At 47.1% G+C, this 26,033-nt stretch carries 23 protein-coding genes; 6 read left to right on the top strand and 17 right to left on the bottom strand.

The window, feature by feature from the left end; genetic code table 11:
• Positions 1-159: 159 nt before the first annotated feature.
• Complete coding sequence (locus tag M0651_RS07675; protein WP_248551257.1) at positions 160-1,104, bottom strand: helix-turn-helix transcriptional regulator; 945 nt, start codon at positions 1,102-1,104, stop codon at positions 160-162.
• Between the two features lie 112 nt (positions 1,105-1,216).
• On the opposite strand from M0651_RS07675, the gene M0651_RS07670 reads away from it, so the two are divergent.
• Complete coding sequence (locus M0651_RS07670) at positions 1,217-2,392, top strand: MFS transporter (protein WP_248551256.1); 1,176 nt, start codon at positions 1,217-1,219, stop codon at positions 2,390-2,392.
• A 195-nt stretch (positions 2,393-2,587) separates the two neighbouring features.
• Entirely contained in the window at positions 2,588-3,334 is a 747-nt protein-coding gene (locus tag M0651_RS07665; protein WP_248551255.1) for a hypothetical protein, read from the top strand.
• Here the strand turns inward: M0651_RS07665 and M0651_RS07660 are convergent.
• The 10 genes from M0651_RS07660 to M0651_RS07615 all read right to left on the bottom strand — a co-directional run bounded on the left by M0651_RS07660 (position 3,331) and on the right by M0651_RS07615 (position 9,532).
• A complete protein-coding gene (locus M0651_RS07660; protein ID WP_248551254.1) occupies positions 3,331-3,735 on the bottom strand; it encodes a hypothetical protein in 405 nt (134 codons plus the stop codon). The two genes, M0651_RS07665 and M0651_RS07660, sit on opposite strands and share 4 nt — an antisense overlap.
• Before the next feature lie 344 nt (positions 3,736-4,079).
• Positions 4,080-4,535 carry a CBS domain-containing protein gene (locus M0651_RS07655; RefSeq protein ID WP_248551253.1) on the bottom strand — a complete coding sequence of 152 codons (456 nt, stop codon included), beginning with the start codon at positions 4,533-4,535 and terminating at the stop codon, positions 4,080-4,082.
• A gap of 62 nt (positions 4,536-4,597) precedes the next feature.
• Positions 4,598-5,422 carry a GNAT family N-acetyltransferase gene (locus M0651_RS07650; RefSeq protein ID WP_248551252.1) on the bottom strand — a complete coding sequence of 275 codons (825 nt, stop codon included), beginning with the start codon at positions 5,420-5,422 and terminating at the stop codon, positions 4,598-4,600.
• Positions 5,423-5,435: 13 nt separating this feature from the next.
• A complete protein-coding gene (locus M0651_RS07645) occupies positions 5,436-6,008 on the bottom strand; it encodes a YdcF family protein (protein ID WP_248551251.1) in 573 nt (190 codons plus the stop codon).
• Between the two features lie 152 nt (positions 6,009-6,160).
• Positions 6,161-6,901 (bottom strand): sensor domain-containing protein, encoded by a 741-nt coding sequence (locus M0651_RS07640; protein WP_248551250.1) that lies wholly within the window; start codon positions 6,899-6,901, stop codon positions 6,161-6,163.
• A 123-nt stretch (positions 6,902-7,024) separates the two neighbouring features.
• A complete protein-coding gene (locus M0651_RS07635; RefSeq protein WP_248551249.1) occupies positions 7,025-7,795 on the bottom strand; it encodes an ABC transporter permease in 771 nt (256 codons plus the stop codon).
• The gene (locus M0651_RS07630; protein WP_248551248.1) at positions 7,796-8,554 is read right to left on the bottom strand and encodes an ABC transporter ATP-binding protein; all 759 of its coding nucleotides are present in this window, start codon (positions 8,552-8,554) and stop codon (positions 7,796-7,798) included.
• Between the two features lie 2 nt (positions 8,555-8,556).
• Positions 8,557-8,874, bottom strand: coding sequence for a DUF1048 domain-containing protein (locus tag M0651_RS07625; RefSeq protein ID WP_248551247.1), 318 nt, complete (start codon positions 8,872-8,874; stop codon positions 8,557-8,559).
• A 5-nt stretch (positions 8,875-8,879) separates the two neighbouring features.
• Positions 8,880-9,227 carry a DUF1048 domain-containing protein gene (locus tag M0651_RS07620; RefSeq protein ID WP_248551246.1) on the bottom strand — a complete coding sequence of 116 codons (348 nt, stop codon included), beginning with the start codon at positions 9,225-9,227 and terminating at the stop codon, positions 8,880-8,882.
• A complete protein-coding gene (locus tag M0651_RS07615; protein ID WP_282577827.1) occupies positions 9,224-9,532 on the bottom strand; it encodes a PadR family transcriptional regulator in 309 nt (102 codons plus the stop codon). Before M0651_RS07615 ends, M0651_RS07620 begins: the two co-directional genes overlap by 4 nt.
• 528 nt (positions 9,533-10,060) lie before the next feature.
• Here M0651_RS07615 and M0651_RS07610 point away from each other — a divergent pair.
• The 3 genes from M0651_RS07610 to M0651_RS07600 all read left to right on the top strand — a co-directional run bounded on the left by M0651_RS07610 (position 10,061) and on the right by M0651_RS07600 (position 13,296).
• Positions 10,061-11,404, top strand: a complete 1,344-nt coding sequence (locus M0651_RS07610) for a spore germination protein (protein WP_248551245.1) — start codon at positions 10,061-10,063, stop codon at positions 11,402-11,404.
• 291 nt (positions 11,405-11,695) lie between these two features.
• Positions 11,696-12,208 (top strand): hypothetical protein, encoded by a 513-nt coding sequence (locus M0651_RS07605; RefSeq protein ID WP_248551244.1) that lies wholly within the window; start codon positions 11,696-11,698, stop codon positions 12,206-12,208.
• Positions 12,205-13,296 carry a Ger(x)C family spore germination protein gene (locus tag M0651_RS07600; protein ID WP_248551243.1) on the top strand — a complete coding sequence of 364 codons (1,092 nt, stop codon included), beginning with the start codon at positions 12,205-12,207 and terminating at the stop codon, positions 13,294-13,296. The genes M0651_RS07605 and M0651_RS07600 overlap by 4 nt, the downstream gene beginning before the upstream one ends.
• 69 nt (positions 13,297-13,365) lie before the next feature.
• Here the strand turns inward: M0651_RS07600 and M0651_RS07595 are convergent, their stop codons facing one another.
• Complete coding sequence (locus M0651_RS07595) at positions 13,366-16,416, bottom strand: S-layer homology domain-containing protein (RefSeq protein ID WP_248551242.1); 3,051 nt, start codon at positions 16,414-16,416, stop codon at positions 13,366-13,368.
• Between the two features lie 218 nt (positions 16,417-16,634).
• Between M0651_RS07595 and M0651_RS07590 the strand changes: the two genes are divergently transcribed.
• The gene (locus M0651_RS07590; protein ID WP_248551241.1) at positions 16,635-17,969 is read left to right on the top strand and encodes an alpha-L-fucosidase; all 1,335 of its coding nucleotides are present in this window, start codon (positions 16,635-16,637) and stop codon (positions 17,967-17,969) included.
• A 661-nt stretch (positions 17,970-18,630) separates the two neighbouring features.
• On the opposite strand, the gene M0651_RS07585 is transcribed toward M0651_RS07590, so the two are convergent.
• From M0651_RS07585 to M0651_RS07565, 5 genes are all read right to left on the bottom strand, one after another.
• Positions 18,631-19,776 (bottom strand): macro domain-containing protein, encoded by a 1,146-nt coding sequence (locus M0651_RS07585; protein WP_248551240.1) that lies wholly within the window; start codon positions 19,774-19,776, stop codon positions 18,631-18,633.
• A gap of 59 nt (positions 19,777-19,835) precedes the next feature.
• On the bottom strand, positions 19,836-21,188 hold the full coding sequence (locus M0651_RS07580) for a DarT ssDNA thymidine ADP-ribosyltransferase family protein (protein ID WP_248551239.1): 1,353 nt from the start codon (positions 21,186-21,188) through the stop codon (positions 19,836-19,838).
• A 704-nt stretch (positions 21,189-21,892) separates the two neighbouring features.
• Entirely contained in the window at positions 21,893-22,558 is a 666-nt protein-coding gene (locus tag M0651_RS07575) for a KwaA family protein (protein WP_248551238.1), read from the bottom strand.
• Positions 22,559-22,601: 43 nt separating this feature from the next.
• A complete protein-coding gene (locus tag M0651_RS07570; RefSeq protein ID WP_248551237.1) occupies positions 22,602-23,645 on the bottom strand; it encodes a Kiwa anti-phage protein KwaB-like domain-containing protein in 1,044 nt (347 codons plus the stop codon).
• Between the two features lie 317 nt (positions 23,646-23,962).
• Positions 23,963-26,023 (bottom strand): TnsD family Tn7-like transposition protein, encoded by a 2,061-nt coding sequence (locus M0651_RS07565; RefSeq protein WP_248551236.1) that lies wholly within the window; start codon positions 26,021-26,023, stop codon positions 23,963-23,965.
• Positions 26,024-26,033 lie beyond the last annotated feature (10 nt).

Genomic DNA, 26,033 nt, shown 5'->3' with positions numbered 1-26,033 from the left:
TCTCCTTGTGATTTCTTATGTATTCATCATATCCCCTGACACGTTGCTTTCCTATCGGGAGAATCACTGAAAACATGCAAGAATCTGCCTGAAATATCGTTAGGGAAACGAAGCGCAAACCGGGGGAAAAACGATCAGAATCCCTAAGGGAATTCCCTCTTACTGGTAACGAACTAGCAATGCCGCAAGTCCCCGTCGAATCGACTCCTTCAATTCCTGCGGCTCCACCAGTTCAACTTCATCTCCTAATCCGATAAAAAAATCCGTATAAAAAGGCATATCGCGCAGCGACACATCGGCATCGATTACGCCGCTTCCGTCTTCAAGCACTTGCAGCATGGGGGCGAGCCACAGTTCGGCCTCGCAGCGCTGAGCTCCGGATCTGGTGAGCCGAGCACGAAGACGAACCGGATCGCTTGGCTTGGCATGTTCCTGTCTGGAAAGGCTAATGTCTCCTAAATCGAGCGGCTCGATTCCGGACTTATCAGCCGCCGCTTCCCGGATCTTGTCGCACCGAAACACGCGAAACCCCTCCCGCAGGAAGCAGTACGCCTTGCAGTACCATAAACCATTGTTCGCATAGAGTCTGACCGGCTGGATCTGGCGGCAGCTCATCCCCTCCTCCCTCGAATCGTATTCGATCGAAAGCACTTTCTGATGAACGGCCGCATCGAGAAGGATGGCCAGAAATGGCGCATTGACGCTCCTAACCGGAGTAACAAAGTCTACTCTCCCCTTCATGCCGTCAATCCGATCCCGAACATCTCCGGGCATATGTAGATAAAACTTGCTCAGCGCAGAGGCGGATTCCGCTTCAAACGGCAATGAAGAGTAATGACGCAGGGCATGCACCGCAAAAAACATCGCCACCGCTTCTTCCTCCGTAAACGCAATAGGAGGGAGCACTCTCTCCCTTATCACCTGATAACCTCCATGCGGTCCTACTTCCGAATATAGAGGTACGCCAAGCTCGCTGAGCTCCTGCAAATCCCTAAGGATGGTTCGTTTCGAAACCCCGAATTCATCGGCAAGCTCCTGAACCTTAAATCGCCGCTTTCGATTGACGGTCATCATCAGTTCCATCAGCCTTTTGGACTTGTGCATCCGAATTTCCCCTTTTTTTTATTGTTAAAACAGGTCCATGACAAGTTCTGTCACCATTATGCCTTACGATAGACTATGCAAGCAACGCTATACGAAATAGGAGTGATTGTCCATGCGCAACTATACCGCGTTATTCTTCCTCATCATGTTCATGATTGGAACCGATACGTTCCTGATCTCGCCTCTGCTCCCGACTCTCCAGATAGAATTCGGCGTCTCCACGGATATCGCCGGGTGGATGCTTGGCGCATACACACTTGGATCGGCTATCTTCGCGCTGATTGCCGGCCCACTCTCCGATGGCTGGAACCGAAGAACGGTTCTGCTATGCGGATTGCTGGGATTTTCGATCTCCACGATTCTATGCGGCTTCGCCGATAGCTTCTGGACGATGTGCCTATTCCGCTTTCTTGCAGGCGTCAGCGCAGCGTTCACTGCCCCGCAAGTATGGGCTTCCATTCCCGCTGTTATGCCTCCTGCCAAAATATCGAAAACAATGGGCATCGCCTTCTCCGGGCTGGCCGCTGCTCAGGCGCTTGGCGTTCCGATCGGGAGCTGGCTCGCAGCCGCTCATTGGTCCGTTCCATTCTGGACGGTTGGCATCGCTTCACTGCTGCTGAACATCTTCGTGTTCTTCATGCTGCCCGATATGAAGCCTGCAGTGAGCGAGCGGACGTCCATTCTTCGAAGGTACGTTCCACTGATCCAGAGCAGCAAAGCCAGAAGCGGCTTTCTTGCTTATCTGATGCTTCACTTGGGAAGCGGCACCGCTTTTGCTTTCGCCGGCAAGTGGATGGCCGACAGCTTCGAGCTTCCGATCGGGCAGATCGGTACTGTCATGATGGTTCTCGGACTAGGCACGCTGCTCGGTAGCGTTATTAGCTCGTATGTCATTCAAAAGCTCGGCCGTGTAAATGCGGTGCTAACAGGAATGCTGCTAATCATCATGCTTTATGCGGTTATGCCGCAGCTGACGAACCTCCTTATTGTGACGGTCGGTTATCTGATCATTTATACGACGCTTGGCGTTTTGTTCCCTACAGTCATGGAGGCACTCACGGCGCTTAACGCCTCCATTCGGGGAACGATATCCAGTCTTGCCAATTCGACGATGAACGGCGCGAATACGCTCGGCGCATGGATTGCCGGTATCATCTATGTTCAGCTCGGCGGTTATTCATCGATTGGCATCTTCGCCGCTGTGTGTCTAGCGATATCACTTGGAACATTTCTGCTTGGTGGTGTGCTTGGGAGAACGCAAAGAAAGAAGGTAGCGCTTCCCGAATAAAAGGTCGCCTTCGACATTGATGGTCGGTTGAATGCTCAGCCAACGTCACGCACAGTCTAGCATCCGAACGAAATGGACGTCTATTGCACATTTTTGGACCCGGGGCTCTACGGAAGGATGGTACATAATTGCCGTTTTTCACTTTTTTGCAATGTGGTAAACTATTGTCATCCCGTTTAGAAAGGCGGACAAGCGATGGAGTATCCATTTACGATTCAACCTCTCGCCTTCGAGGCGTTCGAGAATGACAGCCAGGCGCAACTTGAGAAGTGCAAGGAATGGGGGCTGCTCTCCGAGAAAGCGGTCAAGATGAAAAGCTTCTACTACAAAAGAGACGGCATGAGCCTGCCCTGCGAAATTGCCGGCTTCGTCGACAAAGCAACTGCAATCATCCGCTTCAGCAACGGGCAGCTGCACTGCATCCATCCGTCCTACCTGAAGGAAATGCAGGCCTCGAATTACGGCGTGAAATCCGCTGCGGCTGAGACAGGAGACGTTGCTGCCCCTGCCGATCAGTCCGATACGGCTTCCGAGGCGATAGCATCTGAACCCGCTCAGCCTGCCGAGCCTGTTAGCGGCGCCGCGTCCGCTGCTCCAGAGGTCAAGGAAGCACCTAAGAAAGGCAAAGCCAAGAAGGAGAAGCTGGAGCTCCCGGAAGGCAAGGTTAGCATGACGGCGACGGTTCAAGAATTCACCACCGTGCCGAATAACTTCTCCGACAATGATGACGAGGTCGTGATCTATGAGGCGGTATCGATTGTTGACCCCGCTTTGGAGCTCGGCACTGCCTGGTCCAGCCACAGCGCTACACTGAAGAAGCTCGAGCTGGCTATCGGGGATACGATCACTTTCGATGCCAAGATCGTAGCCAAGAAGCTGACCAAGCATCCCGTTCCGTATAAAATCAACAATCCCGCCAAAATTCAAAAAGTGAACAGCTAAGCCCTGTAAATCTGATCCTGCCACTTGAAATAACCATAAATAATAACAGCTTCCGCTACGAAAAGAAGCCAACGTTCCCAAGAGGCGATATTGATCAAGGTGTAAATCCCGAGTACATCTTGAAATATGAAGTGGACAGGAAATACGGCAAACATGAAATCCAATATAATATTCGTCAGCAAATATACCCAAAACTTCCGGTATGTAAAACGAAATATCCATAACACGATAACGGGAAAGCCGCCAAGAATTAAGGACGCGAATAACGGCCGTAACGCTGGAAAAATGACCGTATGAATTTCCCAATGCTTTTGATTAAAGGCGTAAACGTTATACAGGATCATTAAGAAGGTTGCAAAAATGGCGACAGGCATGAAGCGTTTAATATCTTCTTTCTTCATGAAAAATAAGCTCAACCATGGTCCAATGAAGAGGATCCATAAAACAATCTTATTCAGCATATACTCGCGCCCTTTTTCTGGTAATAAATGTAGGGTTCGCCGAGCGTAACCATCTTATTCAATAATTAATAAGAGGGGCTGTTTGGAGAAATACTTTTTATGGAGTGAGACTGGAGGTGAGCGATCATTACAAAATTCAAAAATCCCGATAAAAACAACCCAAAGCATACGACGTCACGATCTAACGATCCGAACGACCAAGGAAAAGGCAACCTGCAAAAAAATTCGAAGTAATGATGGCATACCAAGCGGCAGCCCAGAGTTCCAGACTGCCGCTGGTATCGCTATAACACCGACTTGAATGAATGCCGAATCACATCACCACGGCTAATGATCCCTACGAGCACGCCGTTCCGTTCTACCGGAAGTTTTTTAATATGCTTTTCCCCCAGAACGGCAGCAATCGTCTCCAGCTCATCGCTCCATTGCGCTTTTATAACTTGTTTTTTGGCAATCGCCATAACATTTAATTTTAAGATGCTTTGTAAGCGCTGATCGAATTCTTCATCATCGCCTTTAAATAAATAGGAGAAGTAGACGGAGGTAATGATCCTGTCCTGATGCTTGCCGATATAACGCATGATATCACCGTCGCTGATGTATGCGACAATTTCGTTGCGGTCATTAACGACAGGAAGGCCGCTAATTTGGTGGTCGATAAACTTCTCGATCACCGTCCTGACCGTATCGCCTTCCTTAACCTTATGCACTTGGCGAATCATAATCTCGTAGGCTTGCATCATAGCACCCCCTAATATTTTCTTTATCATACACAAAAATATCAGGCCAGGTCTGTGCAAATCTACATTGACATGTCGAAATTATAGTAGTCCTGTGCATGCACCGCTTTGAACCCAACGGATTCGTATAACCCTAGAGCATGGTCGTTTTTCGTTTCAACCTCTAAGTGAATTGAATACCCGGCTGCGCGCTGCTCTTGAACGACTCGGCTTAGCGCTTTTCTGCCAATTCCTTTTCCGCGGTACTCTGGCAAAACAGCAAATCCATAAATCCACGCTTGCCCCTCATCCCTGCTCACCCGAATTTTCCCAACCGTTCCTACGTCCCCTACAATCATGAGGACTTCGGTGTTATCCCCGTACTCCTTACCTTCCATCGCCTTTGCGTCTTCTTCGTCTATTCCAAACCCTGTAACGGATAAACGTACGCGCATTTCGTAATCCTCTGATGTTGCTTTCCTCAAAACAATATCGTCCGATTCTCCAACAGCCTTAGCCTGCCACTCCATCTGATGCTCCGAAAAGGCGTACTCCGCGCCTTGTTTCATCAAAAAAGCTTTTCCCGCTTCCGAGCTCGCAGGCGCGTTCAATAATATTTTCTTGTATCCGTATTGCTTGATTGCTTCCATTCCTTGATGGAATAAGCGCTGGAAATGTCCCTTTCGCCGTTCGCTTGGCTTCACCATGCCGCATACTTCAACGGTTGAACCAAATGGATACAACCCTAAAAACGCGATAAGCTCGTTATTTTCATAGTGAAAAAAATCCAGATTATCCGACTCGCGTCCTCTGAGCATTTCCCAGTTCAGCTTCAGCTGCAAGCGGTCATGCGTCTCGCACTCTTGCTGCAATTGTTCGATATCTTTTAATTGTTGGATCCGTAACATCGTTTCCTCCTAATTACCTAAAGAGATATTTATAATAAGCCGGGAATTCTCGTATGATGGAGTACATATCTCTCCACTCAAAGAACTCCGCATGAGCTGAATATACTTCATCCATATCCATTTTTCTAAATGCTAATTTTGTTCGTGGCACATGGAAATATTGCGTTATAACCATAACGGAGTCCAAATCCAATTCTTTCATTAACCTGCTGGAATTCTGGGCGGTCATATAGGAGTTGTATCCGTTATTATCCTCTAAAATGATTTCTTCCGGTATCCCCTTATCAACTAAGTATGATTTCATGACCTTTGCCTCATCGAAACCTTCCTTGCCTAAACCGCCGCTTACAATGATAAAAGTAAAATAGCCCTCAGCATAAAGCTCTGCGGATTTATCTAATCTTGCTTCTAACCGCGCAGAAGGCTGACCGTTAACTTCCACCTTATTCCCGAGCACGACAGCTGCGTCCACAGGCTTCAGTTCGTCATTCAACCCATCTATGATCACGAAAGCAGTATGTATGATAAACCAGGCGAAAAGAATGGCTGCTAGGAGTGCAAACCGCTTTATGAACACAACGTTCATCCTCTCACCTCTTTATATGGACTAAATTGAATTAGTTTTAGTTTACCATGGGCAACCCAGATTCCGGTTATAAAAAAACAATATAATGCAGCATAAAGCACAATAAAAGCAGCCGGCCTATCGGCCGACTGCCCTTGTCGCGAAGTCGCTAACTAACTCGTTAGCTTACTTAAGGTTGAAAGCTCTGCGCCGCTGATCGTTTCAACGAAATGCGGAGTACCTCGTCCCGGCTCCGGGGCAGGATGCTGCGCAGGCTCGGGGCCTGAAACGCTCAAAATCCATGCCGCGTACCAGCGGCCAAGGCCTTTAAGAAACAATGGCAGCAGCAACGTCAATAGGACACCGACTCCACAAGAGATCCAGGAGCGCTGGGCAGACGTCAGATCCCAGTCAAGCAGCCGGTCCAACAACCCCCATTCGCTTGAAAACAAGTTGAAATCAAACGCCTGCATACCTACCTCGTAAGCAATCGGCGACAGCAGAAGCGCAAATGTCGTTACGGGCAGCACGATAGCGAAGGTAAACGCTGCGATGCTGATCGGAAGCTGCATTATCCCGAACAAGATGCCGCGATACGATCTGCCATCCTTCAGAACGGACAGCAGCCAAGACCGCCACCCCTGCTGTTCTCCGGCAGCCTGCCCCGACTCCGAAGGAGCGGAAACGCTAGGATGCTCCCTTCCTAAAAGCCAGGCCGTCACATCTCTCACTTCTCCAGCCATGATCATCCGGCACAGGACAAGTGTCGCAGCCAGCAGGGGCACGCCGATAAGAAATACTGACAGCGGAAGGCTTACAGACAATCCCACAACCGCAATAACAAATGCCGCGATCCCCTTAGGAAGCGACAGGACGAGCATATTCCACGCTTGCAAAGCACTTTGTTTCTTCATGAACATAACCACGCTTTCTCGTATTGTTGCTCTCATTGTAGCCCTTTCTGCCAGCCCTCATCCTCCTCCTGGCGAACGGAATCGGAGCCGGACCTTAGTCCAGCTCCGAGGCCGTTTCCCTGCTTAAGCTGCTTTCCGATTGTATGCTCGCACCGCAAATAGATAGGCGACGATCAGTATCCCCAAGCACCACGCAAGCGCGACCCAAATATCATTGCCTACCGGCTGACCTGCCAGGAGCGCCCGAATGGCATCCACGATCGCGGTTACGGGCTGGTTCTCGGCAAAGGCGCGAACGACCCGGGGCATCGAATCGGTCGGCACAAACGCCGAGCTGATGAACGGCAGGAAGATAAGCGGATAACTAAATGCGCTTGCGCCTTCCACCGATTTGGCGGTCAGTCCGGGAATAACAGCGACCCAAGTCAACGCTAAGGTGAACAGCACGAGAATGCCGGCTACGGCAAGCCATGGCAATATGCCTACCGACGAACGAAAGCCCATCATTAACGCTACGGCAACGATGACGATAAGAGAGAGAACGTTGGATACGACCGAGGTCATCACATGCCCCCACAGTACGGCGGAACGCGCAATCGGCATGGAGTGAAATCGCTCAATGATGCCCCGTTGCTTATCCAGGAACAGCCGGTAAGCCGTGTAGGATATCCCGCTGGCAATCGCAATCAGCAGGATGCCAGGCAGCAGGTAGTTCACATAGTTATCGGTGCCGGTCTGGATGGCGCCGCCAAACACGTAGACGAACAGCAGCATCATCGCGATCGGGGTGATGCAGACGGTGAAGATCGTGTCCATACTGCGGAAAATATGGCGCATGGAACGTCCAAGCATCACGCCCATATCGCTGAAAAAGTGGTTTTTTACAGTTTCCATTTACATAGCCTCCTTGTTGCCGATGATCGAGAGGAATATTTCCTCTAATGTCGGCTGTTTTTCAACATACTCCACCTTCGCGGATGGGAACAGCTTCTTCAGCTCGGCAAGCGTGCCGCTGGCAATAATTCTGCCCTCGTGCAGAATGGCAATTCGGTCGGCAAGCTGCTCGGCTTCCTCCAAGTACTGCGTCGTCAGCAGGATCGTCGTGCCGCCATCCGACAGCTCCTTGACGATCTTCCACACCTCGATGCGCGCCTCGGGGTCCAGCCCGGTAGTCGGCTCGTCGAGGAAGATGATCTTCGGATTGCCCACAAGGCTCAAGGCGATGTCGAGCCTGCGGCGCATGCCGCCCGAATAAGTGGCTGCCTTGCGGTCGGCGGCTTCTGTCAAGCCGAAGCGCTTCAGCATGTCGTCCGCCACCTGGCGAGGGTCCTTGAGGTGACGCAGCTTGGCGATCATGATCAGATTTTCCCGTCCGGTCAATATTTCGTCCACGGCGGCGAATTGCCCGGTCAGACTGATCGACTGCCGTACATGGTCAGCCTGCGCCGCAACATCGTATCCGTTAACGGTCGCCGTTCCGCCGTCTTGCTTGAGCAGCGTCGCAAGGATTCGGACCGTTGTTGTCTTGCCCGCACCGTTGGAGCCGAGCAGCGCGAAAATGCTGCCCTTCTCCACCTCGAAATCAACGCCCTTCAGCACTTGATGCTGCTTGTAGGACTTTTGCAGTCCCTTCACTGCGATTGCATTTTCCATCCTTATTTCCCCCTTTTTTGGTTAGATTCTTGATAGATGTCAACGAACGTTTTGGAATCTTTGATGAGATCGTCGCAGAAGGCCGCTACGTCTCTGCCCGTCACATCGAGCACGCCTTTTCCCGAGGCTGCACCTTCTTCAAACAGATCGACGATTCCCGAGAGCAGCCCCGTCCCTTCGGCTAGTTCCACAGGGCCGACCTTAAAGAGATATTTTTGAATCTCTTTATACACCACTTGATAATCCTGCGGGAGCGCTTTGACGCGCGCCACATGCGCTCTCCACTGTTTTTTGCCTTCGATCATATCCCGTATGCTCATCTTTTTTACCCTCCTATTTTCTTTGCGATATTATGGTTGAGCTGCTCGCGCCACTTGTCGCGATAAGACTTTGCCCCTTCTTCGCCGGCCAGCGCCGAACAGAAGCCTTCGATATCGTCGCCCAAAACCTCTTGGACGCTCTGACCGTCCGCCGCCGTTTCTTCGAGAAGGCAGAGCACGCCGTCAAGAATCGGCATGAGGTTGCGACCGGAGAAATTCGAGTAATGCCAAAGATTGGCATCAATTTCCTCCCATGCCGCTTGATATTCAGCCGGCAGCTTATTGACACGCGATTCAAAAACTTTCATTTCTCTCTTCATGTCGCTGCCAGTCACTTTTTCCCAAAAATTCATTGTTTTCTCTCCTTTAACTCATTCATTTTTGATGATACGAACTCCCATTTCTCCCAAAACTTCCGCAGCGCCTCACGCCCATCGTCGTTGAGCGTAAAAAACTTTCGCGGCGGACCCATGTCGGAGGGCTTTTTGGTGACTTCTACTAACTTGTTTTTTTCAAGCCGAATCATGATGGTGTATACCGTTCCTTCCACAACATCCGAGAAGCCGAGGGCATTCAGCTGCCGCGTGATTTCGTAGCCGTAGGTTTCATTGCGGCTAATGATTTCGAGGACACAGCCCTCAAGCACGCCTTTGAGCATTTCCGTTAAGTTTTCCAGCACAATCACCTCTTTCGCTATTCTGTATGACTGGTATTCTGTATCACTGGTATTTTGTATTACTTACTACAGCTATAAAGTAACACGTAGTACCAAGAATGTCAATAGCGTTTGCTCTTGTGATTTCAAAAAAATTTTTGAATAAAAAAGGCTGCCCTGACTATCAGGACAGCGCCGAACAGAAAACGAATTGGACTATTATTCCCCGTTGCAGAACCGGATAACCGGCTCCCCGTCATCTGGCTTGACTCCATATGTGTCTCTTCCAGCAAAGCAGAGATCTTCTGCATTGCCTCCAGGATGGAATGCGGATGGAATGGGTCTCGGTGTCCCCATCATTTTAAATGCTTTATTCCTAATCGTAATCTTTCATTGGCCGAGAAGGGCATGACAAATTGTCATGACATCTATCAAATTGATCTGTATAAATGGATGAATATGGGTGGACAATAAAAAGCGGAATCATACCGCGGTAACCGGTCAATATCAAATCGTTGGGAGGGAGCCCTCATGGAGATCAATAACAAGGAAGCTGCCCTGCTAAAGGAGAGGTTCAACGCTTCAGGCGATTTTCGAATCCGGCATCTGGCCAAGGACCAATGGACTCTCCAGTACTATTATCTGTCGTCCCTGTGCGATGACAATCTGCTTCATAGCATGATAGAGAAGCCTTTTCTTGCGAGTCGGACGCCTGAAGATTTTACTGTTTCCTTGCTTGCCTTCGGAGCCGTGAAACAAACCGCCGATTCGAAGCTCCACGACCGAGTCACCGATGGGAACGCCGTTATACAGCACATGGGATGCGTGTATTCGATTAACGTCAAGAAATCGCTGAATGATCAAAGCGAAGATGTAAAGATCGAGCATGCCCTCATGGGGCCCCAGAAAGCGTTATCCGAGGATTTGTCGGCGAATGTCAATATGATTCGTTCACGCTACAAGAAACAAGAGCTGCATCTGGAGCAATATGTGCTGGGTCGCTCCTCCAGGACAGATGTTGCCCTGCTGTACGATGCCCGTCTAGCAAAAAAGGATATTCTGGACCGCGTGAAGGCCAAGCTGCTCTCCATTGACGTGGACGTCTTGCAGTCAACGGGGCAGCTCGAAATATTAATGAACAATCGCAGGCTTTCCCTATTCCCGACGATGATCATCACGGAACGTCCGGATCGGATCGTCTTGAATATTTCGCAAGGGAAAATCGTCATTCTGCTGCAAGGCTCTCCTTTTGCCCTTGTCTTGCCTGCTATATTCTTTGATTTCATGTCGGCGATGGATGATTTGTATCAAGCGTATTGGATATCGAGAGGGCTTATTGTCATTCGTTATATCGCATTGGCCATTGCTCTGACGCTGCCGGCTTTGTATATTTCTCTGATCTCCTACAACCCGGAGGTGACGAGAGTGCAGCTGACGATGTCGATTGCGGGAAGCCGCGCAGCCGTGCCTTATCCCTCTTATTTCGAAGTCATCTTCATGCTCTTTCTCATTGAAGCCTTGGTGGAGGCCAGCCTTCGCCTGCCCAAATTTATCGGCTCGACCGCTACTACCGTGGGAGGACTGATCCTTGGACAAGCCGCGCAGCAGGCCGGTCTCGTGAGCAGTATCATGATTATTATCACTTCGGCTGTGGCCATATCCAATTTCGTCATTCCGATCAATACGATGAGCGCGGCCATGCGCTTTGTCAAATATCCGCTCATTATACTCGCGATCCTATTCGGCTTTATTGGAACCATTGCCGGCATGTTCTTCCTGATTGGATATTTGGCGAATATACGCAGCTTCGGCGAGCCCTATCTCAAATTATTCATTGGGGAGCATCGATCCAGCCGCCCGGATAAAAGCAGGTGAATCATACCATGATGCGATATTTCTATTACATGGTCATCATGTGCATGATGATCAATGTCATGCTTAACGTGCCCACAATCCTCATAGAGAAGAGGTTCGACGGCGCCGTTATGGCCATAATTGCGGCCATCCTATCCGGAGGCTTGTGCACGATTGTATTTATCAAGTCGCTGAAACGGTTTCCGAATCTGGGACTTCCCGAAATCTTTCGCGCGTATCCAGTATGTCCGCAAGCCTCCGGATCCCGAATCTGTCTCCGTAGCTTCCTATCTCTTCACGGGCTACATTAATATGGCCGTCTTTAACCGCTATTTTGGCAAAAAGGATAAAATTCCAGGACTGTGGCTTATCCCGATTCTCGGCAGTGCCGTAATGTTCTCTACGTTCTTTATCCCCATCGGCTTTCATGGCACGGAAGGCGTTGAGTCTTTCATCTATGTATGGATCAGCACAGCCGATTCGATGCGGATGGAATTCGGCTTCGTCGAGAGGGTTATCTACATAATACTGCTAGTCTATTTAAGCTTATCTTTATTGTTCATTACGGTAACGTGGCATGTCGGAGCCGAGCTGTTGAAGGATGCATTCGCCAAAAAACGGTGGACGCCGGGCGTCGAACAAAAATTCGGCTGGAAGCTTTGGATCATCATCATCCTGTTCAGCACCCCCTACCTGTTCATGGTCAAGTTTCTGGATGAGAAGCAATTTTTCGAATTGATTCGGGAATGGCTCAATCTGCGTTATCTGAGCGAGATAGCTCTCGTTATAATCGTATTCTGGCTGGGAAGGAAGGCTGCCAAATGATTCGAAGGCTGATCCTCTGCGCGTTGGTTCTCATGATCGGCGGCTGCAGCGGCTTCAAGGATATTGATAAGCGTTTTTTTGTTGTAGCCGTTGGCCTGGATCAAACCGAAAATAAAAAAAAGCCGTACCGCGTCACGCTCAAGCTGAGCATACCTTCGCCGAAAATCGAACCCGGAGAGACCAATAAGTTCGAGCTTGTCTCGGAAGACGCGGCGTCTATTCAAGAGGCCATTCGGCTTATCAAGTCGAAGGTGGACAAGGAATTGGACTTCGGACATGCCAAAATACTGCTGTTCGGCAAGTCGCTTGTGAGCCGTTCGATCCGCGAGCCGCTTGATTGGTTTCTTCGAAGAAGGGATATCCAGCTGATCGGCTTCATGGGCGTCGGCGATCCAAGCGCCAAGGAACTGCTGAGCGTGAGCCCAAAGTCGGAGCGGCTCCCCGCCAATTCGCTTATGCTCAGCTTTGCTCAAGAAGGAACGGAATCGTCTTATATCGTGACAGAAAGCCTGTCCGATTTTCATCGCCGTTTGAAGGAAAGGGGCAAGGATCCCTATCTGCCTGTCATTCGGCGCCGCGACAGCTCTTTTATTATCGATAAGGCGGCCCTGTTCGACAAAGAAAAGATGGTGGGGATGCTCACTCCGGATCAAACCAGGGTGTTTAATGAGCTCATCGAGAGCAAGATCAAGTTTGAATTCAAGACGGTAACGCCGAAATTCAGATACAATATATCGGTCCCAAGATATAGGATCAAATATAAATTGCTGAACCTTGATACGGACGAGCCGACCATCAAATTCAGCATTAGAGCCGAAGGCCAGGTTGAAGAGTCGACATCGCCTCTATTCTATGAAAATTGGAGCAAGCTCGAGCAAATGGCCGCGGAGCAAATGGAGCGGCGGTTCCTGAACGTGCTAACCAATCTGCAAAAAAAGAAGGTGGATCCGATAGGCTTCGGTCTCCGGTACCGTGCGATGGGCTACATCGAGGAGCGTGATTGGGAGCATTGGCTTGAGCTTTACCCCCGCGCGAAGTTCGATGTAGCGGTTGACATGAGGTTAGTCGATACAGGGGTCATTAAGTGAGAGGGTCACAAGCTGCTGTGCCGGAATATAAGAAGCCGCTCCGTTCAATCGGAGCGGCTTCCCTTATGTCTATTCGTTAATGAAGCTTAGATGCTCCAGCATGTGGCGAAGCATGACGACGCACTGTGCGCGTGTCGCGGCGGCTTCTGGCGCGAAGCTATTCTCCGAGACGCCGAGGATTACATGTAATTCAAGGAGTCTGCCGACCGCAGGCCTCGCCCAACCGGATATGGCCTCGGCATCTTCGAACGCCGCCGCGAAGGCGGCTGCTTCGGTCGGACTCTCGCCCGCGAAGGCGATCGCCCGGTCGATCATGACCGCCATTTGCTCGCGCGTAATCGCTTCGTTCGGACGGAACGTTCCGTCCTCGTAGCCGGTAACGAGCCCCGCATCGAGCGCTGCTCCAGCCGCTCCGGCATACCAGACGTCCGGCGTTACGTCGGCAAAGCCTGCACCGCCGGACGTATCGGCGATGCCGAGCGACCGGGTCAGCAATGCCGCGAATTCGGCACGCGTTACTAGACCTTCCGGATCGAACGTCTTATCCGACTTGCCGTCCACAATCAGCTTGCTTGCAAGCCGCTCGATATCAGGCTTCGCCCAATGCCCTTGCACGTCGGAGAACGACCGTTCCGAGCGAATAACGGTATAAAGGCTGTTATGCATCGCATAGAACGCAGCCTCGGAATCCCCGTTCGCGGCGGTCTGGAACACCGAAGGCATGGACCGCGGCGATCCTTCGCCGCTCAAGCGGATGACGGTCGCCGTGTACGGGTCGGTCTCGCCGCTGAGCGCAATCGTACGTTTCGTGTATGCCCCTCCCGGCTCCGTCTGCTCCTGCCCGTTCAGATAAATCGCGAATTCGACGGGCGCGGCAAGCATCTCCAGCCCTTGTCCGGCCAAGGCGTCCTTCACGGCGCTTGCGTCCGCTTCAGAAGAGGCCGAGATCGCGATCGTAACCACGCCGTTCTCCGGCAACGCCGGCCAGTAGCGAAGCGGAAGCCGGTAGCTTGCCCCGTTGATCTTAAGCTCCAGCTCAGCCTCGGGACGATTCTGCTGCACGTCGCGAAGCGCAGCCGCCGGCAAATCTAGCTTCACTACCGGATCCTCGTTATCGACCGTAAGGATAGCGAGATCGCGGCTATCGAACAAGGTGCTGACCGCTGACGCATCCGCGATCAGGCGCAGGACGCTTCGGCCGTCGGGGGCCGTCTCTTTCTTGAAGGAAAGCTCAAGCGTCTCGCCGTTCCAATCGACCCTCAGCTTATCGGGCACCGGCAGCGTCACGATCGGGCTATAGTCACCGCTTCCCGAGCCGACGGCCGTCAACGCGATTTCTCCGACGTCAATGGATGTTCCAGCAATGACGGTGACCGCGGCTTCCTTCGCGATGTAGCCCGATGCCTCCGCGCGCAGCGTCTTAGCGCCCTGCGCGACGTTCGCAAGCGTGAAGCCGCCCTCCGCATCGGTCGTCGCTTGCGCTGTATCGATCGAGACGATCGCCCCGGCGAGAGGATCGCCGCTCGCATTGTACACCGATCCCGTTACCGCCCCGACGGACGATTGGATATGGCTTGCGTCCAGCAGCACGCTCCGCCAAGCCTGAATGCCCGCGGCTCCGGCTTCGTACAGGGTCAGATAACGGCCAACGCTCACCGCCCCGATATCGTCGCCCGGCGTATACGCGATCGCCCCAGCAGGGAGGGAGTCGCCAATTTGCGGCCTGGCGTCGATGGAATCGGTAAGCGTATAGTAGAATGCATGTCCCGAGGAACCGAGCGTCGCGGAAACCTTCGCCGTTCCGTATGCCGTCCCTGGTTCGATCGCGAAGTCTGCCGGCTCCGGCGCGTACGCGAAGACAATCAGCTCGAACGTCTTCTGGGCGGTGAGGTTCCCGGCATCGACAGCCGTCACTACGATATCGAACGTACCGCTCTCGGTCGGCGTTCCTTCGAGCTTGCCGGATTCGCTCAGCGTTAAGCCACCCGGAAGTCCGGCAGCGCTCCAATCAAGCTCCACGTCCGCGCCGGCAAAAGCCCCGAGCGTAAATGCATAAGGTTCATCCTTCATCGCGGCAGGCAGCGCTTCCGTGACAATCTCATGCCGCAAATAAGGATATCCGTCGTTCACGTTCGAGTGGATCGCCCACCTATTCGTAAAGTCCCAGCCGGAATAGCTGGAGGCCTCCTTCATCGAGGCGTCGCTCAGTCCAACCGCCCCGCTTGCTCCTCCTTCTGTATGTTCGCTTGAGGGAATAAGGAAATAGGAGCCGGAGACGGCACCTGAGTCGGCTTGGAAACCGAGGAAGCGTTTCACATAGCTCACCTGTTCGGAGGACACGTCCCAGGTGGTATAGCCGCGTACGATCGAGCCTGTGATCAAGAAGCCTGCAAATCCGCCTGAGTAAACCGTATGATAGTCCGACTCGAACGTCGCTGTACCGCGCGCATAGGCGTCTTCGACGCGCCCCACTCCTTTGCTCCCGATAAGACCTGCGGCGTATTGATTGGGCGTCGAAGCGCTAAACGCGGAGGCGATCGAGTAGGAGCGCGTAATGTTGGCGTTCGCCGAACCGATCAATCCCCCGGCTACCGAAAGTTTGCCGCTTGGCGGCTTCGCACGAACGGTGCCTGTCGAGAACGACCGGTCGACGCTGCCGCCTTCCTGCAGTCCGATCAAGCCGCCGGCATAAATGCCGGCATGGATGTCGACCGACACACCGACGTTCTTCACGATGCCCGTCGACTCGCCAAAAAAACCGGCATAATCGTAGTTGTCCCCGTCGTCGGCTGCGTCATCGACAATCGAGATGCCGGTAACGCGATGACCGCCGCCGTCGAACGTACCGCTGAAGGGCGCATGGCCATTGCCGCCTAACGGTCTCCAATTGTCGACTCCGGTAAGAGCAATGTCATTCATTAATCGAATCTGGGCGGCCAAATAGTCCGCCTGATGGCCGCTGATATACAACAGCTGCTCAGCTGTCGATACCTCTACCCAACCGTCGGCGACGGGCGGCGGATCGGTCACGGCAGCATAGGCTACAGGCGCATGCAAGCCCGGCGGCAGAACGAGCAATAACGCGAACAGCCAAGCGAAAGCGCGAAAAGAACGTTTCATCGGCAATAGTCCTCCATTATGAGCGAAAAATTTATTAAGTTCGTTAATAGTATACATGATTTAATAGATTCTGGAAGTTTCGTTTTGGGCTCGGGTTGTTCTATTTCACGATTCGTTGTACTTTTAAAGCAATAGCTGCTCTTCAATTGATCCTTCCCGATGCTGCCGGCTACAGTCAAGCTGCAAGCTATACTCTATCGAAAAGGGTGGTTTCGAACATGATGACTTCCGATGAAATACGGCTGGCAAGAACAGAACGGACGGAGTGGTTCCTGCGAGACCGCTTCGGGATGTTTATTCACTGGGGACTGTATGCCATCCCCGCGCGCGGGGAATGGGTGCGGAGTGTCGAGAAGATGGATTCGCAGACGTATCAAGCCTACTTCGAAGCGTTTCATCCGGAACGTTACGATCCGCAAGCTTGGGCGAAAACGGCAAAGGCCTCCGGCATGAAATATGCGGTGCTCACAGCCAAGCATCATGACGGCTTCTGTCTCTACGACAGCAAGCTGACTGATTATAAATCTACGAAAACCCCTTGCGGCAGAGATCTGGTAAGAGAGTTTCTGGATGCTTTCCGTCATGAGGGCATCAAGGTCGGCTTGTACTACTCCCTCCTCGACTGGCATCACCCGGACTACCCGGCTTATGGAGACCGGCATCATCCGATGAGAGAGAATGAGGCCTACAAAAACCGAACACCTGACTTCGAGAACTATTTGGCCTATATGCACGGGCAAGTTAAGGAGCTGCTGACGGATTACGGCAGGCTGGACTTGATGTGGTTCGACTTTTCCTATGACGGGATGACGGGCGAGACCTGGCGGGCAACGGAGCTTATTCGAATGATCCGTTCGCTGCAGCCGCACGTCCTGATCGATAACCGCCTGGATGCGAGCGGAGAGTACGGCGGCAGCATCAAGTCCGCCGACCCTCTTGAGTACTCGGGAGATTTCGCGTCACCGGAGCAGATTATTCCGCCAGCGGGCGTCGTCGATGCAAGGGGATGCCCGGTGCCTTGGGAGGCGTGTATCACGTTGAATAACAATTGGGGCTATCACGCGAACGACCCTATGTACAAATCACCGAAAACGGTCATTCGGAAATTAATTGAATGCGTCAGCAAGAACGGTAACTTACTGCTCAACGTGGGGCCGAATGCGAAGGGCGAAATTCCGGCGGAGTCGAGGCGGATTCTTGCCGAAATCGGCGATTGGCTGACCGCAAATGGCGACAGCATCTATGGCTGCGGTGCGGCGCCGCTTGAAAAGCCGGAATGGGGACGTTATACCAGGAAGGGAAATCGGCTGTATGCCCATATTTTCGAAGAAAGCGTCGGTCCCGTCAATCTGAATGGGCTGGCCGGAGTAATAAAAAGCGTGAGGCTTCTCGCCGACGGCTCCGAGCTGACACTCGTCAGGCCTTGGAACACGGCAGAATTCCGAGCGGATGCTTTCATCAATTTCGGCACGCCGGAGCATTTTTCATACCCGCTGCCGGATGATCGGGCCACGGTTGTGGAAATTACATTGGAGGAGCAGGAACTTAAATAAGGGTTCGAACGAGCCTTCCGCGCTCCCCGTCCATCTCCCCTTGGCGGGGATCGGGCATTAATCGCGCCCTTAAAGAACTATCTCGTTATTCCACACAATCGAAAGAGCTGCCTCTCGGCAGCTCTTTCTTGAAAGGAAGCTTGCTTCCTCGCGCTCTTCTCTTACGCAAAGGATTGAGAAAAGAATGGAGTCTGGGGAAAAGAGTGAAAGAAAAGCCGAAGGATAATCAGGAGGAAATCCCGAAAATCGGTCGGCTCAATGGTAAATCTTTAGTGGTTAGTGGCAGACTGAATTTGTGGGCTACAGGCGTGCTTGTTATTTGGTATTAAAGTTGTGTACTGAAAGTGTTATATTTGCTGACTTTCTTAAAATTGATTAATTTTAAGTTGTGTACTCTTTCAATTAAGATTGTTTAGTGAAATAATAATTAAATTCTTAAAAACTGCATTACTAACAAGCATTTTAGGTTTTTTTATCTGTTTTGCATGTTACACCGCATTACAATTTTTGATCGCTGAAAACATCCAGGACGGGAGGCTATTCCGTGCAAGGCATAGGCATCTTACAATTAAATATATTCAAAACCTTCTTACATGTTTCCCAACTACTCCTTAGGGGTCAAGAATTACGCAGCCCTATTGAAAAAAATCGAACTGTACCACTAACAATTTTCCAACTCACTTAAGAAAGGGGCTATTTTTACTTTACCAGTATTGTTACTAATACCAATTTTTTTTGCGTTTATAATTTTGAATATCTCATTTTCGTTGTACCAATAATTAATATAAAATATATTTTTAAAGGGTTTTTTGAGATATTTCAATAATGAGTCTAGTGATTTCAAATCTATCGAATTGATTAATGTTACATCCGCAAGCTTCTGCCGAAACCTTAAGGCATTCGAATTTTCGTAAATTTTCCAAGTTTGATTCGGAATTGCTATTGAGATTACAAGGATTTTATCTTCATTCCAAATATTTTGAAATCTCTTCTGAACTTCAAAATTTAGAATACCGTAAGGTATTACAAAAATAGCTCTAAATCCTTTTAAAAGCACAGTTTTTGCTAATTCATAATCCTTATTATTTTTCAAACCAAGTAGTAGTACCGCGCTGTCTATAGGAATTTCATTTATTACAGTTAACAAGGATTCTATTTCTTTTTCGGAGGATTTTGCATTAGCTAAAATTGAGAGTTTCTTCTCCCTCAATAAAGCTGTATTTCCAATACAATACAAGTTAAAACCTGCACGTCCGGCAATTTCCCTTGGATACAACTCGTCGTTAGGAAAGATAGTAATTACATTATGTTTAGCAAGTTGTTCAAGCCATTCCTCATTTTTTTTGTTACTTACTGAGCTTGTGGGATTAAATACAAGAATTTTTGCATCAAGGCCACCTAAAAAGTTAATAATCATTTCTTTAACTTTATCCCAATTGAGACCACCATGACCACAACCTAATGCGGGTAGCGTTACTGTAGCTTCCTTGTGTTCAACAAGATAGTCTCGCAACCAAACTAGACCCTTTTCGATATATTCGTATTCTGAAGGGTTTTTCCAATGAATTTTTGTCGGGAAATTTATAATAGTACAAGTCGTTAGTAGATCCGACTCTATCCAAACGTGCGGCTTGCCCGGAGCAACTTCTTTATTCTTACAAGCCAGGACGTAATCATTAAACATTCGGGGGTATTTATTTTTAAATGCCAGTGCAACCCCAGCACCCATTACCCCTACACAATTTACGGTGTTAACTCGAATGTTTGCTTTATAATCAAAAAAATCGCCTGTTACAAACTCTAACACTTTTCACACTCCCTTCGCTACGAAAATGATCAATTTTCATTTTTACTTTTCCTGTTCGTTTAATTGTCTAGTATTTCTTCAAGAAGATCAGGAATCTTCTCCTCTATAGTATCAAACCAATCACTATTAATTGATTTAATATCAGCTAGTGTTATTGCTGCCAAAATATCTAATTCATTACTACATAGTTCAAGGTCTCTTATTTCTTTTTCACTTCTTCCCTTTCCTAGTATTTCACCAATTAAGTCATGATAACCTACTAGAAGGCAAATTAAATTTATCTCGTATTCTGATAATTCCTCAAATTCCTCAACAAGTATTCTTTCCATCATCTTTAAAGAATCAACCGGGTGATCTGCGTATGATGGTTGCACTCCATCCTTCCATTTTGATTTCGGTCCCTTACCTATATCATGGAAATATGCCGCAAGTTTTACAATTGATTTATCCTCAGCATCAAGTCCAATATAGTAATCATTTGAACTTAAATTTTTCACTACATCCTTTGTATGTTCACAAACTGTATTACTATGAACATCGTTTTTTGTCTCTAATTTGTTGATCCCTTTCAATTCATCAATAATACAAAAATTATTCTTAATTTTAACAATAGCATCTTTCACATTAAGAAATGATGGGTTTGAAGGTTTTACCTTAGATCTTTTATCTAGTATTTCTTTAGTTATTTCATTATACAGAGCTTTCAACATTTTTGGACCTGTAACAAGGGACTCATTTCCTCTGTCCTTAAAGTCTTTGGTATCCCTAAAAAAGAACTTTGTGAAATAAAAATTTGTATCATTAAATGGTTCATAAGTAATTTTTGGTGCATCTAAGCCCTTTTCCTTGAAGAGCTCTTTAATTCTTTTTTTGCATAACTCATTAAAAACAATAAAACATTCTATCCAATCTAACGGTACATTGTTATAGACCAGAACCTCGGCCATTCTTGCATTCAATTCACCTTTTGGGGTTCCCCATCTTTTGGAATCTATTTGTGTCCAATTCAAATTATCCAAGTATTGTGGATCACTATAGAAATTAGGAGGGGTAATTGTGTTCGCCGAAGCATCCGTGTATATAACATGTTTTTCTTTTAACTTATTTATTGATACAGCTATATACACTACGTACGGCTGGTCTATATTTTTATTATTTAATACAGAGAGTAGCATTGGATTAGTCCCTGCGAAATAGAAGGGGACATAATCATGTATACTGCCATGTGGATGACAAGGAACTTGGGTACCACTTCTCCTATTTTGAATATTTTTATTGGCTATGTTTACATGATCTATCCCTCTTAATTTTTTTTCATTTGTTGAAATTAAACCGTTATCAATAATTGATTCTACATTCTCCATGTGTGTAAAATGATAAAAATATCTATTAGCATGTTTTCCTGGAATCAAACGAAATCCCCTCCAATTTATTTCGTTATTATACATAGAAGTGCTTCAACTTGTTAAGGCAACATTTTCTTAGTAATTGGAAACCCTTAGAGTTTGCTGTAGAAATTGCCGTAGTGGCTTCCGCTTGAAAACTTTTATGCTACATTATTCAAGACTCATAGTATGTTGTGCACTCTTAACATATCTATTGCTTCTGAGAGGTAGACTATACAGCATCACACCGCGGTGTATGTCCATTAAGCATAAAATGCCATCCTAACTATTGGCTATAAATAACCCTTAACTGAATTCCGGTAATCTCTAAAATATATTCGTATGCCATGTCAAAATATTCATCTGCTCTCCAGTCATTTGTCCCTTTGATAAACCCGGTTAGACTTGTTTATTTCTACAACCACAATAGTGTAGTTAGTAAATGAGACCTCTGTTTACGGAGAATTTAAGCTCATAGAATCGTCCATAGTAGTCAAAATGACCTACGCTGTTATTTCACCATTTTACAAAGGAAGGATAAATTTTACAATAGATAACCAATGAATTGAATTATGAAAATACCCCCCCCCCCATTTAGTGAGGCGTTTGAGCCATCTTACATGGTGGATCTTCTTACCAATATTATTTTCAAAGTCAGGTAGGTCAATCTCCATTTGCTTAACCTTTATTCACATAATAAGGGACAGCCACCTTGCAAGCTGCCCCGGAAGTTATTCATCATCAGCATCGTCATCCTTACTGTTGCTGACCAGATAATAAATGTTACCTATTAGGTTCACAGTCCGAAACCTATAGTTTAAATTTAGTGATTTCTCTCGAGTTATTATAATTACATCTTTTCGAGCCGAGGGATTAGCTGCTTCCGCCTCTTTACTTTGGTCTGAGGTGATTGCCTTAAATACTTGTCGACCGGACAAAAAGAAAACTGGACAAACACTGATAGAGTCCGTCTTAACGTAAATTGCAATAACAATCACTATAATGGCGAGTGTCACCATCAAATTTACAGCTGAAGCTTGATCTATAGATACTAATGGAACCAGTAAAGTCATTAAGAAAAAAGAATAGTCATTTACACTTAAACGCTCATACTTCCTGACCGAAACATTCTTACCTAATTGTTTAGTCTTTAATTGACGATCATAGTCACTGAAAAGCCAAACTGCGACCAAGCGGTATATTACTAGCGAAATCAGGATAATCACGGCCATAATAAGTATGTCAAAGACAGTCTTATCCAGATACTTTGCGAACCATGTTGCCCATTCGGTTTTCTTAAAGTAATCTTTACTGTCGATAAAACGGTAGACCATTATCAGGATTAAGGGAAGGTATGCTGCCGCCCATAAAATAACCTGTTCTCGTTTGCCCCACATTTTCGATCTCCCTCCCAAAGAGGAGAACCATCCCCCCTAAGGATTACTCATAGGCAACTGCCACCTTGTAGTCTTCAGTTACAAATGATTTGACAATCTTATTTGCAAAAAAATGTATCAGTGGTTTTGGTGAGGCATCCTCAGTGAAAATGACTTTACGGTTCTTCAAGTCTATATACTCAAATAACCCCCACAATATACCGTACTTCGCGATATATCGTTCTTTTGCAGTCTGGTCTTTGGGTTCATTCTCTTTAATTTGAGACAATTCCTTACATCTCGCATCAAAATTCTTCTGAACAGCTGCCATCGTTTCAGAATTAATATTCGCTAGTGTTCTCGAATAAGCATATTTCTTACAAGACTCTTGAAACATCTTGCTGTTAGAAGCTTCACTATCGAAAAATGGCATTGAGATAATCTGTTCAATATTTTGGTCTCGGCGTTCAATCATATGATCACTATAAACAAATGCATTTTCAAACCTTTGAGCACTCACGATATAGATGTAATTGTTGACAATAAAGAAATCAATACTTCCCCCGAGATCAATCATAGTGTCATCCACGAACTCATACTGACTAGCATTCTTGTACACCAAAATCTTTTTCGAGGAAGCTTTCATGCTGTTTTTCTTAATACTTCTGTAATAACAGAAATAAGCAGTCTCATTATTGAATGTTAATTTAACAATTTGAAACTTTGTATCCTTCTCGGGATACTCGGGGTCTGGATTGCTTAAGGATGTGGTCAGTTTTCCAACTTTATCAGAAAGTTCCTTATACTCTTCATTAACTGTAAATTTGGCAATTTGATCGTTTATAGAAATCTCGTGATTGTAGTCCCCCACAAGAAAAACCTTATTCTCGGTTTCATCTGCTTGCTTTAAACCATTCAAACTTTTCACTACATTCTTCTTAAGCCAAGTTATTACATCAGGTGCCAGTTGAATCTCTGCAGATTGGTATAGTTGGTCAGCTTCTTTTTGCAGTCTAACCAGATGAAACGACAAATCTACATCCTTTAATTGCTCATCGGACATATTGCTGAGTTTATAAATCAAATTATCATTATGGTTTATGTCCATGATAATCCCCTCCAAAGTCAATGATTCGACATAAAGGAAGGAATTACCTCTTTTGCAATTTCCGAATTGTGCTGAAATGTGGAGGGTGTTAGCAAAAGAATCCTTAGTTACCCTTAATTGTAGAGTGAATGTCATCGTGCAAAGTTAATCCGACCTTACCCAACCCGATTCCCGTTACTTTCTTGTAGTTCATTTTGCTTGTGTCCTTCCTAAAAAACATGATTTAAAAACCCCATTCCTCCATCAGTTCCTTACTCAAAAACGCAATGAAACCCTAATACTTTTTTGAATCCAGTGATTTTGCTTTCTTCAACACTTTAACTTCCCTCTCCTTCAAGATAAGCCCGTATCTTCTCTTTTACTTTTTCGGAACAATTTTTGAATCTATGAGATCCAAGCAGCATACCAATAGTGACATTGCTATAATGCCTTTGGAACATCTTAACTGTTTGTGGGATTACTCTGAGCTGAAAATCTTCCTCTGTTTCTAAATAACTCTCCAGAACCGCAACGGATCTTGGAAATTTATCACCCTTTGTTAAAATTCGTGCTTTGTCTTTTACTGACATATTATTTAAAATTGTATATCGCTTTATCTGCATAGTAGGGGGATTTTCGTAAATGTTTTTGCATTCTCGTATTAGTTCAGTTGATAATTTCATATCCTCTTCAATCCAGTTAGGACTTTTAAAATTATGATCGGCTGGAGGTAAGACACTTTCCATCCAGTCTCGTTCCTGCTTCATGAGAGTATAATATTTTCTCCGTCCCATAAGCTTTCTTAGTTCCGATCTGCTCAAATTGGGATTATCCCTAACAAGGGACAATAATTGATCCCTCGGTTCCAAAGCCGGCTCTGCAATATCAATCGCCGCGGCAGACTCTTTCAAGGAAGGTATAATTGCTGCTTCATAAGCTTCTCTTTGATTTATGTATTTATACACTACCCTTTTGTCAGTATTTAAATGTAGTGCGGTCTCGTACACACTTTTTGTCTGATCATAGACCTGATATAGCTTTTCAAGCCACTCTGGACTGCCTTTGAGGTTTTTAACCGTATTGGTATTATAAATGTCCTCGTCAAAATGAAAATGGATGTATTTTTTTATAGTGCTTCTATCAGCTCTCAGAATTTCCGAAATTGCTTTTATGCTTTTCTTTTGTTTATATAAATATTTCAATCTATCATGCCATGTTGCCCCATACTCAACCACTTTCGTTTTTTGAATATCAAATTCTAACGATTCATCTGTACAGTTTGACTGATAACTCATCCCACATTCCTTACATTTGAATAAACCTATATACTTCTTTAATTCCCTCGAGTAATGCCAGTCACAAAAATGAATCGTTTGAGATAAATATTTATGGCAAGTCTTGTTAATGCATGGCCACGCTCCCTTACCAAAGGGAATTCGCTCCTCATTCAGCCTTTCAAAATCGGCAAACTCAATTAATCTCTGTAATCCCCCTATCAATTTTTGAATAACCAGCATATGGACCATGGGGTTTTTCAATGCATTTCTCTCATCAAATATCCTTAATGCACTGCGTGATTCTAGCTGCTCAACAGGCGCATTCAACCTTTCTAATATTTCTTTTGAATAAATGTCAATGACTTCATTGCGAAACTTATGGTTGATATACCTTCCGCCTTTATGTTGATATCCTTTTTCCTTGGCTAAATAGCCGTAAACATCAAAAAGGTTCTCCAACCTTAGGTCCCCGTTTAAAAGAAGATGAATTTCTTTGGCTAACAACAACTTTATCTGGCTAAACTCTTCGTCTTTATCTATCTTTATCGGCTCCGATAGCGAATGTCCATTTATACACTTAGTGGTCCCTAAATAACTATCTCCGTATAGTTGTCCTAGAACCACATTACATGTTCGGCACCTGCTGATTAACTGGGAATGATGGATATGGCAAACATCTACTCCAGACACTTGATGAGATCGGTGAATGTACACTTCCCCAAACTTCTCTTTGTCCTCTTCCATGCACATTGGGCAATACCTAATTTCTTTCGATATTATAGAGGTAACCAAAGAAGCGGCTCTCGTTTCACCTTTCCGGTATTCCGTCATTCTCTCATATAAATGCGCCCGATTACGACCAGAAAGAAACGGGGAGTACAAAGGATAAAATGTATGTTTCTCAATTAATGCATTGACCGATGGAAACAACGAACGTGGAAGCTTTTCATACAAATGCAACATGTTATGGGGTAAAAATGGTATCCTCCTTGAGTTAATCCCAAATAGGTCCTGCACTCCCTCAAGAAAAGAGCATCCTTTTCGAAGGACATATCGGTAAATAATACTTCTTAACTCTTCATCAGGATATGGAGTAGGAAAGGTTGTAATATTGTTAGTCATGGTCCACCTT

The organism is Paenibacillus mellifer (genome assembly GCF_023195895.1).
GTDB lineage: Bacteria > Bacillota > Bacilli > Paenibacillales > Paenibacillaceae > Fontibacillus > Fontibacillus mellifer.
Note: the sequence above shows the minus strand (reverse complement) of the source record. Positions and strands in the feature narration are given on the sequence as shown.

What these genes read in the sequence shown, in the direction of transcription:
- M0651_RS07675 (WP_248551257.1), bottom strand. Translation starts at nt 1,104, where the DNA reads ATGCACAAGTCCAAAAGGCTGATGGAACTGATGATGACCGTCAATCGA.
- M0651_RS07670 (WP_248551256.1), top strand. Translation starts at nt 1,217, where the DNA reads ATGCGCAACTATACCGCGTTATTCTTCCTCATCATGTTCATGATTGGA.
- M0651_RS07665 (WP_248551255.1), top strand. Translation starts at nt 2,588, where the DNA reads ATGGAGTATCCATTTACGATTCAACCTCTCGCCTTCGAGGCGTTCGAG.
- M0651_RS07660 (WP_248551254.1), bottom strand. Translation starts at nt 3,735, where the DNA reads ATGAAGAAAGAAGATATTAAACGCTTCATGCCTGTCGCCATTTTTGCA.
- M0651_RS07655 (WP_248551253.1), bottom strand. Translation starts at nt 4,535, where the DNA reads ATGCAAGCCTACGAGATTATGATTCGCCAAGTGCATAAGGTTAAGGAA.
- M0651_RS07650 (WP_248551252.1), bottom strand. Translation starts at nt 5,422, where the DNA reads ATGTTACGGATCCAACAATTAAAAGATATCGAACAATTGCAGCAAGAG.
- M0651_RS07645 (WP_248551251.1), bottom strand. Translation starts at nt 6,008, where the DNA reads ATGAACGTTGTGTTCATAAAGCGGTTTGCACTCCTAGCAGCCATTCTT.
- M0651_RS07640 (WP_248551250.1), bottom strand. Translation starts at nt 6,901, where the DNA reads ATGAAGAAACAAAGTGCTTTGCAAGCGTGGAATATGCTCGTCCTGTCG.
- M0651_RS07635 (WP_248551249.1), bottom strand. Translation starts at nt 7,795, where the DNA reads ATGGAAACTGTAAAAAACCACTTTTTCAGCGATATGGGCGTGATGCTT.
- M0651_RS07630 (WP_248551248.1), bottom strand. Translation starts at nt 8,554, where the DNA reads ATGGAAAATGCAATCGCAGTGAAGGGACTGCAAAAGTCCTACAAGCAG.
- M0651_RS07625 (WP_248551247.1), bottom strand. Translation starts at nt 8,874, where the DNA reads ATGAGCATACGGGATATGATCGAAGGCAAAAAACAGTGGAGAGCGCAT.
- M0651_RS07620 (WP_248551246.1), bottom strand. Translation starts at nt 9,227, where the DNA reads ATGAATTTTTGGGAAAAAGTGACTGGCAGCGACATGAAGAGAGAAATG.
- M0651_RS07615 (WP_282577827.1), bottom strand. Translation starts at nt 9,532, where the DNA reads ATGCTCAAAGGCGTGCTTGAGGGCTGTGTCCTCGAAATCATTAGCCGC.
- M0651_RS07610 (WP_248551245.1), top strand. Translation starts at nt 10,061, where the DNA reads ATGGAGATCAATAACAAGGAAGCTGCCCTGCTAAAGGAGAGGTTCAAC.
- M0651_RS07605 (WP_248551244.1), top strand. Translation starts at nt 11,696, where the DNA reads ATGGCCGTCTTTAACCGCTATTTTGGCAAAAAGGATAAAATTCCAGGA.
- M0651_RS07600 (WP_248551243.1), top strand. Translation starts at nt 12,205, where the DNA reads ATGATTCGAAGGCTGATCCTCTGCGCGTTGGTTCTCATGATCGGCGGC.
- M0651_RS07595 (WP_248551242.1), bottom strand. Translation starts at nt 16,416, where the DNA reads ATGAAACGTTCTTTTCGCGCTTTCGCTTGGCTGTTCGCGTTATTGCTC.
- M0651_RS07590 (WP_248551241.1), top strand. Translation starts at nt 16,635, where the DNA reads ATGATGACTTCCGATGAAATACGGCTGGCAAGAACAGAACGGACGGAG.
- M0651_RS07575 (WP_248551238.1), bottom strand. Translation starts at nt 22,558, where the DNA reads ATGTGGGGCAAACGAGAACAGGTTATTTTATGGGCGGCAGCATACCTT.
- M0651_RS07570 (WP_248551237.1), bottom strand. Translation starts at nt 23,645, where the DNA reads ATGGACATAAACCATAATGATAATTTGATTTATAAACTCAGCAATATG.
- M0651_RS07565 (WP_248551236.1), bottom strand. Translation starts at nt 26,023, where the DNA reads ATGACTAACAATATTACAACCTTTCCTACTCCATATCCTGATGAAGAG.